Below are 13,264 nucleotides of genomic sequence, written 5' to 3'. Positions count from 1 at the left end.
ATGTCGGAAGGATGAGTTCCGCATGGTCGGCGACCCGTACGCTGCCGACTCATGAACACCGTGAGAACCACCGACGAGGAAACCGTCGGCGAGGAAACCGTCGGCGCACAGCAGATCGCCGTCGTGACGGGCGCCGGTTCCGGCATCGGCCGGGCGGTCGCCGTGGAACTGCTCACCGCCGGCTGGTCGGTGGCGCTGGCCGGCCGCCGCCCCGAGCCCCTGGCGGAAACGGCCGCGGCGGCACCCGCGGGCAGCGGCACGGCTCTCACCGTGCGCGCCGACGTGTCGCGCCCGGAGGAGGTGGCGGCCCTGTTCGCCGCCGTGCGCGACCACTTCGGGCGTCTTGACCTGCTGTTCAACAACGCCGGGACGTTCGGCCCCGGCGGCGTGCCGGTCGAGGAACTGCCCTACGAGGCGTGGCGGCACGTGGTGGACACCAACCTCAACGGGGCGTTCCTGTGCGCGCAGGCGGCGTACCGGCAGATGAAGGAGCAGACCCCTCAGGGCGGCCGGATCATCAACAACGGCTCGATCTCGGCGCACACGCCGCGTCCGCACTCGGTGGCGTACACGGCGACCAAGCACGCACTGACGGGCCTGACCAAGTCACTGTCGCTGGACGGCCGTCCCTACGGCATCGCGGTCGGCCAGATCGACATCGGCAACGCGGCGACCGACATGACGGCGAGGATGGGGACCGGCGCGCTCCAGGCCAACGGGGAGACGGCACCCGAGCCCGTGATGGACGTCGCCGACGTGGCGCGGACGGTACGGCACATGGCCGAGCTGCCGCTGGAGGCCAATGTGCAGTTCGCGACGGTCATGGCGACGGCGATGCCGTACGTGGGGCGCGGCTGAGCGCGGGGCGCGCGAACGCCCCCTCCGATTCACACAATCGGAATTTCAACGTCCGTAGCATTGCGCCTGATGGAGGGCATATGCTCAACTCTCCTTCACCAGAGCTTCACACTTGAAGCGTTGTCCTCCCACAACGCTCCACGAGCCACACCGAGGGGGGAGGCGGCAGCCGTTCCGCCACACCGATGGACGGAACGGCTGCCGCACCGTTTCCCCCGTTACGGCGGCCCGATCACGCCTGCCCGATCACGCCTGCCCGGTCACGCCTGCCCCGTCTCGAACCGGGCGATCCGGCCGGCCTCGTCCACGGTGAAGTCCCACCGCGTACGCATCTCGCCCCAGGTGTCGTTGCGGTAGCGGGCGATGAGGGCGCGACCGCCGTTCGACTCGTTGTCGACCTCCAGGTGGCCGTGGGAGGAGAAGATCTCCTGGTCGATCCACTGGGCGAGGTCTCGGTCGGCACCGTCGTCGGCCATGGTGGCCTCCGGCGCGAGCAGCGCGAGGAAGGCCTCGCGGTCGTGGGCGTTGACGGCGGCGACGAAGGCGCGGACGGCCGGGTCGCTGAGTCGCGTGGTCTGAATCGTCATGGCGGCAGCGTCACACCGGCTCCGCACCCCCGCCACCCGGCCCGCCATCCGGCCCACCGCCACGCCCGCCACCACACCCCCCGCCACAACGCCCACCACCCGAACGGCGCCCGCGACGGGCTCGGGCGCCGTGCACGGGCGACGGTGGGGGATGAGCCGCCACTGTCCGCGGGGGATGGGATGAGAGGAAGTCGACGTGAACTGTTATGACCGGCGTGATCTCGGGCTGCTGCTGCTCCGCCTGGGTACCGGCGGCGTCCTGGCCGCACACGGCGCGCAGAAGCTGCTCGGCTGGTTCGGCGGCGGCGGCATCGAGGGGACCGGGCAGGCCATGGAGGCCATGGGCTACGCGCCGGGCAGGGCCAGCGCCACCGCGGCGGGCCTCGCGGAGGCGGGCGGCGGGACACTGCTGGCGCTGGGCCTGGCCACCCCGGCCGCGGGCGCGGCGGCGGCCGGCGCGATGGCGGGCGCCGCGGCGGTACACGCCCCGAACGGCTTCTTCGCCCAGGCCGGCGGCTTCGAGTACGCGGCCTCTCTCGGCCTGACGGCGGCCGGCCTCGCGGTCACGGGCCCCGGCCGCCTCTCGCTGGACCACGCGATCGGCCACGCGGTCAACCGGAACTGGATGGTCCCGGCCGCGTTCGCGGCGACGGCGGCGGCCACGACGGTGATCGTGGGGGCACGGAACAGGCGGCTGCGGAGGGCCGCCGAGGGGCAGCAGGAACCCCTGTTCGACTGACGTACCGATCAGGGCGTCCCCGGAGCTCCGGCCGCCGTGGCAGGCTGCCCGGCATGAAGGACAACCCCGGCGGCGCGCCCGCCGACCCCTGGGACACCATCGACGACCTGTGGAAGTGGCTGGAGACGGACCAGCCCGTGGGCGGCAGGGAGGGTCTGCTGCTGCGCATGCTGAAGCTGTCGGAGGAGGTCGGCGAGGTCGCCGAGGCGGTGATCGGCGCGACCGGCCAGAACCCGCGCAAGGGCGTCACGCACACCTGGGAGGACGTGGAGGCGGAGCTGTGCGACGTCGTGATCACCGCGATGGTGGCCCTGCGGACGCTGACACCCGAGGCCCGGGAGGTGTTCGGGCGGCAACTGGCGCGGGTGGCGGGGCGTCCGCGGGGTACCTGACGGTGTCGGGCGGTGCCTGACTGCCTCGGACGTGGCGGAGCCCGGGAGCGTAGCCAGCTCCCGAGCCCCTGGGGATGCCACCCGATTGCGCACACCGGGGTCGTTTGAAAGGACGGATCAGTCGTCAGACCGTCGTGTTCTTCCTTTGAACTACCGCACCAGGAAGCGGTGCAGGCAAGATTCGAACTTGCATCCGACGGCGGTCGTCCGGCCTCGTCGACCCGGTGATGGGCGGCGATGCTGAAGCTGGAGCGAGAGTCTGAGATTGACGGCGCGGGACGCACGTGACCCGTGCGGCGCGCCTCTTCAGGCTGAACGTCAGTTTCAGCTTGCGCTCGTCGCGCGAACCGGTCCTCAATCCGGCCCGCGCGTTTTCGCGCACCCCCGCGCTCGCACGCGGGGGCGTTCATGGAGGCTACCCTTGCGCGGCCTCAGCCGAACAGGTAGCCGAACACGGCGTCCCCGACCCGCTGGTCGGTGACCTCGGCGCCGTTGGCCTCCTCGCGGGCGAACTTCACGGCCTGCTGGAGCTTCTCGACCCGCTCGAGCAGCTCGTTCACCCGTCGGGCCGGTAGCGCCCCGGAGAACTTGACGGTCGTCCAGTATCCGATCGGCACGTCCTCGTAGTACACCTCGACCTGCGCCGGGTGCTTGTCGGTCGCCTCGGCCTTGACGTGGTTGCGCGGGACCTTCTTCGTCCGGATCGTGCGGACCGGGTCCGTCTTCCACCAGTCCGTGGAGGGGTCCTGCGACCAGGACTCGGCGGCGTCGAGGGTGGGCAGCTTCTTGACGAAAGTGTGAAGGTCAGTGAGCTGCTTCTCCAGGAAGAGCAGGTAGCTGACCGGGACGTCGGCGAGGACCGTGCGCCCGTCGACCGTGACGTCCGCACGAGCCGCGCAGTTCGCCCAGTCCTTGGTCGCCGTCACATCGAAGAGCCGCGTCAGCGACGTGGACATCTCGCGCAGCACGTCCTCGGCCCGCCGCTGCACCCGGGTGGACTCGGGCGGCAACTGCTCGCCCTCCTCGTCCTTCGGCTGGTACGAGCGTGAGATACCTGCGAGCAGCGCCGGCTTCTGCACCTTCTGGTGTGCGGCGGTGACGTCCTGGAGCGCCTTGCTCTTGACGCCCTTCTCGACCGCGATGATCTGGTTCAGTTTCGCCATGTCGGCTCCCCCTTCGAACAGGCAGGAACGTATCCCACCGACCCGAAGGCCCGCACGCCCTTTGTTCGCGCGGGCCCCCAGGGGGCGCGGTCAGCCCGCGCTGCAGGAGACCGTGGGCCAGGTCCAGTTGCCGTTGGCCTGGATGGTGGCGCCCCAGTTGTTGCCGCTGCCGTTCGACTTGGCGGTCAGCGTCTGCGCACTGGGATAACTCGCGTTGATGTTCCAGGTCGACATGACCTTCGCCGGAGACGGCACGTTCATCGTCACCGTCCAGTCGTCGGACCCGCTGACGGAGACATTGAGGTTGTACCGGTCGCCCCACTTCTGCCCGGCGGAAAGCGTCGCGGTACAGGCCCCGTCACCGCCACCACCGCCGTCGTCTCCTCCGCCTCCTCCGCCGCCCCCGCTGCCGCCGTCGGGGGCGACCGCGCGGCCGGTCTGCGGCGAGATCATGCCGGAGCACAGCCCCTTGCCCGCCAGGGTCTGTGCGATGCGCGGGATGGCGGCGAGCGTGTTGGCGGGCCAGTCGTGCATGAGGATGACCTGACCGTTGCCCATCCGGGAGACGGCCTGCACGATCGCGTCGGTGCTGGCGTTGTTCCAGTCCTGCGAGTCGACGTCCCAGATCACCTCGGTCAGCCCGTACTTGGCCTCGACCGACCGGAGCGTCGCGTTGGTCTCGCCGTACGGCGGCCGGAACAGCTTGGGCGTCCCGCCGCCGGCGTTGGCGATGGCCTGCTGGGTCCGGGAGATCTCCGAGTCCATCTGGGCCTGGCTGAGCTGGGTCATGTGCGGGTGGGTGTAGCTGTGGTTGGCGACCCACATGCCGGCGTCCACCTGGGCCCGGACCAGGGACGGGTTCTGGGCGGCGTACTGGCCCTGGTTGAACATGGTGGCCCGCAGCCCGTTCTGCGTGAGCGCGTTGAGCAGGGACTGGGTGGTGCCGGAGGGGCCGTCGTCGAAGGTGAGCCCGACGTAGCCGTTGCAGGCGGCGGCCTGCGAGGGGGCGGCGCCGGCGACGACGGTGCCCGCGGCGGCGAGCGCGGTGACGGCTACGCCGGTGACCAGGTTACGCAGGGGCCGTGATGACGGACGTGGTCTGGTGCGCATGCGAGTGGTTCCTCCTCACTTCTCGTGTGTGTGGGGGCGGTCAGCCCGCGCTGCAGGAGACCGAGGGCCAGGTCCAGTTGCCGTTGGCCTGGATGGTGGCGCCCCAGTTGTTGCCGCTGCCGTTCGATCTGGCGGTCAGCGTCTGCGCACTGGGATAACTCGCGTTGATGTTCCAGGTCGACATGACCTTCGCCGGAGACGGCACGTTCATCGTCACCGTCCAGTCGCTGGCCCCGCTGACGGAGACGTTGAGGTTGTACCGGTCGCCCCACTTCTGCCCGGCGGAAAGCGTCGCGGAGCACCCGCCACCCCCACCGTTGTCGCCGCCACCGCCGTTGTCGCCGCCGCCACCGCCCGTGCCGCCGACAGTGATGTTGGAGCTGCCGCTGCTCTGGTAGCCCTCGGTGGCCATGATCATGTAGTAGTTGAAGCTGCCGAGCGGCATCCCCGCCCGCGCCCACGCGTCGAAGTGGTTGCCGGTGGTGATGGTGCCACCGGTCCGCTTCGACTGCCTGACGCTCCAGTACTGGTCGAAGGTGCGGGTGCCCTCGACGGAGGGCTTGTTGACGCGGGTCGTCTTATAGATGTCGTAGGTGCCGCCATCGCTGGTGACGGTGCCCTTGTACTCGCCCGTGGGCCGGTAGGTGCCCCAGTTGTCGACGATGTAGTACTCGACGAGCGGGTTCGCCGTCCACCCGTAGAGGGTCAGGTAGGCGTTGCCGGACGGGTTGAAGCTGCCCGAGTACTGCACCGTCCTGCGACCGCCGTTGCTCCAGCCCTTGCCCGCGACGAAGTTGCCGGTGTTGCTCCACGAGGTGCTGTACTGACCGCCGGACCCCATGTTCATGGAGACGGTGCCCTGGCTGTCGGTCCAGAACGAGTAGTAGTAGCCGTTGTTGGTGCCCTCCTGGTTGGTCGTGACGACCGTGTCGGCCTGGGCGGTGCCCGGCAGCATCAACGCGGCCAGCGCGGCGAGCGCGACGGCCCACGCACCTCTGATGAGCAGGGTGACGGGACCTCGTCTGCGACGCCGCGATTGAACGAGCAGGTTCATGGGAGGTGTTCCTCTCCTGCGGGGTTCGGACAACGGCGCCAGTGTTGGCCTGCACTCGTCAAGCGTCAACAGTTTCGGTAAATGTTTCGAAACCTTCGAGATCACGCCGAATCCAGCACGAGAGAGATATTTGCAGCTCAGCAAGCAGACAACCGGCAACAGCACACGCCAAACAAGGAGCGCTCGCCACCCTCACCGGAAAGGTAGATACCTAAACCCGAAAATTTCGAAGTCACGCTCCCTGGACAGCCGCAGCGTGGACTCACATCCTCGGTACAGGCAGAGCACGACCGCACGACCGCACAGCCGCACACCGTTCCCCACCCCGGAAGGTGCCGCTCGTGAAGTTCAGCTACGCGATGCTCCCCGACTACCCGCTGGCCGAGTCCCTGGAGTCGATCCAACTCGCCGACGAACTCGGGTTCCACGCCTGTTACGCCGCCGACGAGACCTGGCACAAGGATCTCTGGCTCCTCTTCGCCGCGGCGGCCGGCCGCACCGACCGCATCCGCCTCGGCCCGAGCGTCTCCCCCGTGACGCTGCGCGAGCCGACCCTGATCGCGCAGGCCCTGGCCACCCTCGACGAACTCTCCGGCGGCCGCGCCGAAGGCGTCCTGTCCAGCGGCAACTTCGGCCTGCTGGCCCAGTACCGCATCGACTGGACCCGCACCAGGCCGCTCTCCCGGGTGAAGGAGGCCCTGCACGTGATGCGCACGTTCCTCGACGAGGGCGCCATCACGTACGACGGCGAGTTCTTCTCCTACGACGGCCTGTTCACGTTCGCCAGGCCCGTCCAGGACCGGCTGCCGCTGAAGCTCGGCGCGATGCGCGGCCCGAAGTCCTTCGAGGCGGCCGGTGAGTTGTCGGACGGCTGCCACCACGCCCTGAGTTACACCCGCGAGGCGTACGACTACGCGGTGCGGCACATCAGGGCGGGCGCGGAGCGGGCCGGCAAGGACTGGCGCTCGCTGGACATCGGAGCCTGGGTGGTCTTCGCCACCGGCCCCGACTCGGCGACCGCGAAGGAGGCGGCGCGCAGCATGGTCGGTATCTACGCCTCCTCCATGCCGGAGGAGCAACTGCGCCGCAACGGCGTCGACCCGGCCGAGCTGAAGCCGGTCATCGACGCGATCGGCGCCGGCGACCTGGCCCGCGGCATCGAACTGACCTCCCCCGAGATCGCCGACCGCCTCTCCGTCGCGGGCACGCCCGAGGAGTGCCGGGAGAAGATCGAGCGCGACATCGCACCCAGCGGCGTCAACCACATGATCTGTGCGATCACCGACCGCGCCCTGGTGAAGGCGTTCACGGGCCGGGACCTGCCGGACGCGGCCGACGTGAACACGCAGTTGCGGCTGATCGCGGAGCGGGTGATGCCGGGGTTCGGGTGAGGGGAGGCCGGGGCCGGCGGACATCGAACTTCTCGACGGCCGCCCCTGACCGGCAGGCGACTTCCCTCCCACCGCCGGGTGTTGGGAGGATTCCCGCCGCGGGAACCGACCCCCGTCGAGTCCGCGTCACCGTCACGGTGGGGCCGAGGGCGAGCTTAGGGGGACGACGCGGTGACGGAGCAGTTCACGATGGGGATCGTCGAGCTGAGCGGTGAGGAGCGCAACCTCGGTCCGTACCGGCTGCTCGGGCAGCTCGCCACCGGTGGAATGGGGATCATCTACCTGGGCCGGGATCAGGAGACCGGTCAGCTCGCGGCACTCAAGACGGTGCTGGCGCCCGGCGGAGTCAGCACCGAGGCCCGTAAGCGCTTCCGCCGCGAGGTCGAACTCGCCGGCCGTGTCACCAGTCCCCGTACTGTCCGTGTCCTCAGGTCCGACGCCGATGACGCCAAACCGTGGATGGCGATGGAGTACGTACCGGCCCCCTCCCTGGAGGCGCTGGTGGTGCAGCGCGGCGCACTCCGGGACGTGGGCGCGGTCTGCAGCATCGGCCGGGGCGCGGCCGATGCACTGGTCGAACTGCACCGCCGGAAAATCGTGCACCGCGACGTCAAACCCCTCAACATCCTGCTCACCGGGGACGGCCCCAAGGTCATCGACTTCGGCATCTCGCACGCCAGCGACCTCACCAGTACCCGGCTCACCCTCGGCACCATCGCCTTCGCCGCCCCCGAGCAGGCCGAAGGCCAGTCCTGCACCGCCGCCTCCGACATCTACTCCCTCGGCGTGACCCTGTACTACATCGCCGCCGGCCGACTCCCCTACCCGGAAACCGTCGAACCGCTCCAGCAGCTCAACTACGTACGGCGCGCGGACATCGACCTGGACGGCCTGCCCGACGGGCTGACCGAACCGGTCACCGCCTGCATGGCCCGCGACCCCGGCGACCGGCCGACCGCCCCCGAACTCCTCGACATCCTCGCCGACAACACCGCCCCCGAGACCCTGCCGGCCGGCTGGTCCACCCTCATCGGCCTCTACGCGACGGAGGGCCTGCGCCTCGAAGGCACCACCGCCCTCGCCGAAGCCGAAACCGTCGTCCGCACCTGGACCACACCCCCCACCCGCATCCTCACCGAAGTCTCCGGCGAGCCGAAACAGCCGAGTCAGGACGAGCTCGGCCCGAAGGCCGTCCTCCAGATCCGCAACACCACGAAGGTGACCGTACGGGTCTACTCCGGCATCAAGTTCGTCAGGAAGATCGACCCGGGTGAGCGCAAGAGCGTCACCCTCCCCGTCGGCTCCCACAACGTACGACTGACCGCCCCCGGAAAACAGAACGTGACCCGTATCTACGGGCTGAAGCGGGACCAGGTGCTGGCCCTCGAAGCGAGCGCGTCGAACGGCAAGCTGCACCTGGACCGGCCCGGCGCGGCGAGACCGAAGGAGACGAAACCCGCCCCCCGTCCCGCCAGTCCCGCCAGTCCCGCACCGGAGAAGAAGGGCGAGTCCAACTGGGAGGCGGTCGTCGTCGTGGTCATCCTCCTCGTCATCGGGGTCGGTTGGCTGGTGCAGCACGACAAGGACGACACCTCGGACACCGCCGACAGCGAACCAACGGCCACCGCTTCCGCAACCACCGGCACCGACACCTACGGGACGGGCGGAGACACCGTCGGCCAGTACAGCGACGGCGGCAACACGGGCGATTCGACGGTCGGCGACTACGACGACGGCGGCAGCACCGATGACGAGTACGACGAGCCCGACCAGCCCGAGACCACCCCGCTCAGCGCCGCGGACGAGGAGTTCGCCGCGGTCGACGTCGACGACTGCCTCAGCGACTACAAGGACGACGACGACTGGACCTCCGACACCCCCAGCGTGGCCTCCTGCTCCGACCCCGGCTCCTACTACCGGGTCAACTCGGTCTCCGACGACCTCGGCTGCGAATCGGAGGACATCGCCTGGTGGCACGACAACGACGACGGCACTGAGACCAACCTCTGCCTGAACCGCAACTACCGCGTCGGCCAGTGCATGTTCGCCGTGCACGAGGGCGACCATCTGAGCACCTACTGGAACGCGGTGACCGACTGCGAGGCGTCCTTCCCCGACAAGTACGAGTACATCGTGCAGGTCACCGCCGTCTCCCCGTACGGCGCGCCCAAGGGCAACTGCGGCACCGACTCGCAGTGGAGCCCGGACCACGGCGGCGCCTTCTGCGGCAGGGCGGTGTGGAAACGCAGCGACATGCCCGACCTCTGACGGGGTGGGCAATCATGGTCCGGTACCGCACCGCACGAAACAGCCGCTGGGGCGCTCGGAATCGATCACATTCCACTCCACGGGTGAGGTCCGACACCCCCGCCGGGTTCGGCGGAATCAGGACCCGAGGTCGATGAGACAGACGGCTGCGTCACCTCACTCCGGCCTCACGCAGCCGCCGGTCCAGCTCCGCATTGAGAGCCGCCTGTTCGCTCGCGCTCGGGTCGTAGCCGTTCCACTCGCGCAGGGCGACGCGGGTCCGTTCCGCCCGCTCCGCACGCTCCTCGGGGGTGAGCAGCGTCTCGGCGAGATGAGAGAGGTACCCCCGCAGGGACATGCCTTCGGAGGAAGCCGTCCGGGCGAGCCTGTCGTGGGCCTCGGCGGGGATGCGGACGTTGACGTCGGACATGATGTCTCCTCGTTCTGGGCCGCCAGGGTACGGATAGGTACCCGTCCAATGCGCCCGGGCTTGGCGGTCACGAGGCGGTCGGCAGGTGGGGACGCTTGAATGGCCCGACAACCACGCTAACTTGTGAATCGACTGCCGCTGTGAGAAAGGTGGCCCTTGAGCAGGCTGCTGGACACATTTGAAACCGTGGTCAGTCCAAGTTACCGCCTATTGGGGCTGATTGACACAACTATCGACATACATATGCCAGAGATGAATGGGTCGGGTTGGCTACGCTCCGCCCCCGGCATGGTCTATCTGCAGGTACCGCCCCAAGTAATTGAGGCGGTCATACGGTTGGAGAGCTGGTCGACTCTCCCTCCGGAAAAGGATGCCCAATGGTTTGGCCGGGAAGAGGTGGAGGTGGAACTCCCCGGAGGGGATATCGCCATCCACACCATCGATGGCGGAATGCAGCAGGCCCCTCTGATCCTGCCATCGCCCGGCCTGTACAAGATGCGATGGCAGTGGATGCTCAATGGTGAAACGGGACCTTTCACCTCTCCGATCGGCGGGACGCGCACTTTGTGCATTCCGCAAGGGCAGAGAGAAGAATTGGATGGCAAAGATCAATACTGTCTCATTCAGATCTGGCGTGTAGCCGCCGGCGCCAAGGCTGCGTGAAAGGCTGCGGGGTCGGCATGACGAGCCGACCCCGCAGTCTGGGCTACTCCCGAGCAGGTATCTCAGTCAGTCGCCGATGACGAGTATGAAGGAGTCGTGGTTCAGGATCCGATCGTTGTCGTAGAAGCCCTTGAGGCGGCTCCCAGCTTCTACGTTCTCGACCCGGTCGATGTAGCAAACGGAGAATTCGTTGGTGTACTGATCTCCTTCATACTGTGCGCGCGCCGCACCCTCGTAGGTCGAGGCCATGGGGAACTCGTCGCAGCCGAGTTCGTCGTCCGGGCCGGGTTGCCCCAACTCAGCTTCCCTGCAGGCGAGGTGTGGCCCGCCCGGGGCGCTCTCTGTAAACGTCGCGTTACTCACGCTGCCATGGCGATCATGGCCGAATGCCGATGTCGTCGTGGTGGGCTGTGCATAGGTCTCTGCCGTAGTCGGCTACCGCCCATCTAGCGCGAGGCCAGTGAGCACGGGGCGTGTGGGAGCTGACGGCTGTCAGCTGCGCGAACCGCCGCGGGACAGGGCGTGAACGGCGGAAAATTGCGAGCAGGGCGCAGCAGCGCGAAGAGGCGGTCCGGCGCCACAGCCCGGGAGTACAGCCACGCTCACCTGGCAAGGACCGGTTCCCCGACGCTATGGCGCTGCGCTTGCTGCGTAGAGCGCGTGGAGTGCCCCTGCGGTCAACCCTGATCGGCGCGGAGCAGGGCGGACATCTCCTCATGCGAGACAGATCCGTCGACACCCTCGGACACGGCTTCGTCGGCCAACTGGTTGAGCCAGGCATCATGCTCGACCTCGTACACGGCCCAGACGGTCTTGCCCGGGCCGTCGGGACGCGGGTGCCAGTTCCAGCGGGTGGCGAGGCCGGCGACCAGGAGGAGACCCCGGCCGGTTTCGGCGGCGCCGGGAGCGGGGTCAACGGCCACCGCTCCCGGGCGGGGCGGGACTCGCTCGGCACGCGTGTCGGTGACCTCCGCCCGGACGGTCGTGGAGCGGGCGTCGGCGTGCAGGTGGAGGCGGAAGTGGAAGTCCCGGCCGGGGACGTGACCGTGCACGACGGCGTTCGCGGTCAGCTCCGCGACGATCAGCACGATCACGTCGTGCGCGTCGGTACCGTACGGGACGCCCCAGGCGTCGAGGCGGACGGCCGCCAGCCGGCGGGCGAGGCGGGCACCCCGGGGCGTGGAGGTGAAGCGCATCTCGAAGGTGCGCTGCGCTGTCGCTGCCACTGATGCGCCCGGGTTGTCGATCAAGTGGTGCCTGAGGGCGATGTGTTGGGTGGGGCTGGGGGTGCCGGTGGGCTTGCTCGTCATGACTTCCACGGTCCCGTCGGTCGCGTAGCGTGACCAGTGGTGACGCACCGACGCGGGTCGCTGTACGCGCGGTGCCTCCCCGAGTACGAAGCGCGGGGCGTGACGGCGTTCCCTGCGGGGGCGTTGGGCCAGGGAGGCGGTGTTCGATGACGGAGCGTACGGGTTCGGGCGGCGGGGACGGCGAGCCATCGGCAGTCGTGAGTCTCGGCGACGGATGGGAGAGCGGCGGCGAGGACGGCAACGGTGACGGGCGGCGCCCCGAGGACGGGGCCGGGAAGGGCGTCGTCGCCGCGTTCGGGCAGACCATGAAGACACTGCGGCTGCGGGAAGGGCTGGACCGGGGCGAGTTCGGCAGCCGGATCGGGTATTCGGCGTCCACGGTCGCGTCGTTCGAGCAGGGGCGGAGGATTCCGTCGCCGGGGACGATCGACCGGGCGGACGAGGTGCTGGGGGCGGGCGGGCTGCTGCGCCTGTGGAAGGAGGAGGTGGAGCGGGCTCAGTATCCGGTGTTCTTCCAGGGGATGGCGACGCTGGAGAAGGAGGCGGTTGAGCTCCTCTCCTACGACACCCTCGTGGTCAAGGGCCTGCTTCAGACCGAGGAGTACATGAGGGCGCTGCTGGGGATGCGGCGACCGGTTTTGGACGCGGAGAACCATCGAGCAGCGCGTGACGGCACGGTTGGCCCGTCAGGACATCTTCAACCGCTGGCCCGCACCATTGCTGAGCTTCGTGATGGATGAGTCGGTGTTGCGGCGTCCGTACGGTGGAGAGGCGGTCCTGCGCGGGCAGTTGGAGCACCTGCTGCTGATGGGGCAGAAGCCGAACGTGGTCATCCAGGTCATGCCGCTCTCCTGCGAGGAAAGCGCGGGTGTGGACGGGCCGTTCACGATCGTCACGCGCAAGGACGGAATGAGGTTCGTCTACGCCGAGGCCCAGGGCACCAGCGCTCTTCAGACCGACCCGGAACAGACCACTCTCGCCGCCGCCCGCTATGGGATCATCCGATCACAGACTCTCACCTCGCGAGAGTCACTGGAGTTCGTCGAAGGGTTGCTGGGATCGCTATGAACAACGCTGAGTCCTCGACCGCCGCGTCCGGCTTCGCCTGGTTCAAGAGCAGCTACAGCGGAGCCGAGGGCGGCGATTGTGTAGAGGTCGCGGCCGGTACGGCAGTTGTGCACGTCCGGGACTCCAAGGTCGCCGCCGGGCCCGTCGTCGCGGTGTCGCGTGACGCGTGGGCCGGGTTCGTCGGGCCGGCCTCCTCGGAACGACGCGTCTGACGCTCGTACGGTCGCGAGAGCCCTGCCGCCTCCCTTCTGA

Annotated in this window: 14 protein-coding genes and 1 pseudogene; 8 read left to right on the top strand and 7 right to left on the bottom strand. The window is 68.8% G+C overall.

All coding sequences use genetic code 11. The features are described from left to right. Positions 1 to 51: 51 nt before the first annotated feature. Positions 52 to 858 carry an SDR family oxidoreductase gene (locus tag KUM40_RS07100; RefSeq protein ID WP_217163991.1) on the top strand — a complete coding sequence of 269 codons (807 nt, stop codon included), beginning with the start codon at positions 52 to 54 and terminating at the stop codon, positions 856 to 858. 260 nt (positions 859 to 1,118) lie between these two features. On the opposite strand, the gene KUM40_RS07095 is transcribed toward KUM40_RS07100, so the two are convergent. Further along, complete coding sequence (locus KUM40_RS07095; RefSeq protein WP_217163989.1) at positions 1,119 to 1,445, bottom strand: nuclear transport factor 2 family protein; 327 nt, start codon at positions 1,443 to 1,445, stop codon at positions 1,119 to 1,121. Between the two features lie 196 nt (positions 1,446 to 1,641). Here KUM40_RS07095 and KUM40_RS07090 point away from each other — a divergent pair, with 196 nt between their 5' ends. Together KUM40_RS07090 and KUM40_RS07085 are read left to right on the top strand one after the other, a co-directional pair. After that, the gene (locus tag KUM40_RS07090; protein WP_217163988.1) at positions 1,642 to 2,184 is read left to right on the top strand and encodes a DoxX family protein; all 543 of its coding nucleotides are present in this window, start codon (positions 1,642 to 1,644) and stop codon (positions 2,182 to 2,184) included. Between the two features lie 53 nt (positions 2,185 to 2,237). Beyond that, the gene (locus KUM40_RS07085) at positions 2,238 to 2,576 is read left to right on the top strand and encodes a MazG-like family protein (RefSeq protein WP_217163986.1); all 339 of its coding nucleotides are present in this window, start codon (positions 2,238 to 2,240) and stop codon (positions 2,574 to 2,576) included. A 431-nt stretch (positions 2,577 to 3,007) separates the two neighbouring features. Here the strand turns inward: KUM40_RS07085 and KUM40_RS07080 are convergent, their stop codons facing one another. From KUM40_RS07080 to KUM40_RS07070, 3 genes are all read right to left on the bottom strand, one after another. Then, positions 3,008 to 3,739 carry a hypothetical protein gene (locus KUM40_RS07080; RefSeq protein ID WP_217163984.1) on the bottom strand — a complete coding sequence of 244 codons (732 nt, stop codon included), beginning with the start codon at positions 3,737 to 3,739 and terminating at the stop codon, positions 3,008 to 3,010. 90 nt (positions 3,740 to 3,829) lie between these two features. Next, positions 3,830 to 4,849 (bottom strand): polysaccharide deacetylase family protein, encoded by a 1,020-nt coding sequence (locus KUM40_RS07075; RefSeq protein ID WP_217163982.1) that lies wholly within the window; start codon positions 4,847 to 4,849, stop codon positions 3,830 to 3,832. Between the two features lie 40 nt (positions 4,850 to 4,889). After that, positions 4,890 to 5,903 carry a glycoside hydrolase family 11 protein gene (locus tag KUM40_RS07070; protein ID WP_217163980.1) on the bottom strand — a complete coding sequence of 338 codons (1,014 nt, stop codon included), beginning with the start codon at positions 5,901 to 5,903 and terminating at the stop codon, positions 4,890 to 4,892. A gap of 341 nt (positions 5,904 to 6,244) precedes the next feature. Here KUM40_RS07070 and KUM40_RS07065 point away from each other — a divergent pair, with 341 nt between their 5' ends. Then, positions 6,245 to 7,294 (top strand): LLM class flavin-dependent oxidoreductase, encoded by a 1,050-nt coding sequence (locus KUM40_RS07065; protein ID WP_217163978.1) that lies wholly within the window; start codon positions 6,245 to 6,247, stop codon positions 7,292 to 7,294. Positions 7,295 to 7,465: 171 nt separating this feature from the next. Continuing rightward, a complete protein-coding gene (locus KUM40_RS07060; protein ID WP_217163976.1) occupies positions 7,466 to 9,562 on the top strand; it encodes a serine/threonine-protein kinase in 2,097 nt (698 codons plus the stop codon). A gap of 151 nt (positions 9,563 to 9,713) precedes the next feature. Here the strand turns inward: KUM40_RS07060 and KUM40_RS07055 are convergent, their stop codons facing one another. Continuing rightward, positions 9,714 to 9,971: a hypothetical protein gene (locus KUM40_RS07055; protein WP_217163974.1), complete on the bottom strand. Its 258-nt coding sequence runs from the start codon at positions 9,969 to 9,971 to the stop codon at positions 9,714 to 9,716. A 156-nt stretch (positions 9,972 to 10,127) separates the two neighbouring features. Between KUM40_RS07055 and KUM40_RS07050 the strand changes: the two genes are divergently transcribed. After that, entirely contained in the window at positions 10,128 to 10,634 is a 507-nt protein-coding gene (locus tag KUM40_RS07050; RefSeq protein ID WP_217163972.1) for a hypothetical protein, read from the top strand. Positions 10,635 to 10,700: 66 nt separating this feature from the next. Here KUM40_RS07050 and KUM40_RS07045 read toward each other — a convergent pair whose 3' ends face one another. Both KUM40_RS07045 and KUM40_RS07040 read right to left on the bottom strand, forming a co-directional pair. Further along, entirely contained in the window at positions 10,701 to 10,997 is a 297-nt protein-coding gene (locus tag KUM40_RS07045; RefSeq protein WP_217163970.1) for a hypothetical protein, read from the bottom strand. A 314-nt stretch (positions 10,998 to 11,311) separates the two neighbouring features. Then, the gene (locus KUM40_RS07040; protein ID WP_217163968.1) at positions 11,312 to 11,944 is read right to left on the bottom strand and encodes an ATP-binding protein; all 633 of its coding nucleotides are present in this window, start codon (positions 11,942 to 11,944) and stop codon (positions 11,312 to 11,314) included. 146 nt (positions 11,945 to 12,090) lie between these two features. Between KUM40_RS07040 and KUM40_RS07035 the strand changes: the two are divergent. Beyond that, a pseudogene (locus tag KUM40_RS07035) lies at positions 12,091 to 13,012 on the top strand (helix-turn-helix domain-containing protein). Next, positions 13,009 to 13,224: a DUF397 domain-containing protein gene (locus KUM40_RS07030; protein ID WP_217163967.1), complete on the top strand. Its 216-nt coding sequence runs from the start codon at positions 13,009 to 13,011 to the stop codon at positions 13,222 to 13,224. Before KUM40_RS07035 ends, KUM40_RS07030 begins: the two are co-directional and overlap by 4 nt. Positions 13,225 to 13,264 lie beyond the last annotated feature (40 nt).

Origin of the sequence: Streptomyces sp. AC512_CC834, assembly GCF_019049325.1 — a bacterium.
Lineage (GTDB): Bacteria > Actinomycetota > Actinomycetes > Streptomycetales > Streptomycetaceae > Streptomyces.
The sequence above is the reverse complement of the archived record's forward strand: the minus strand, read 5'-3'. Positions and strand labels throughout refer to the sequence as shown.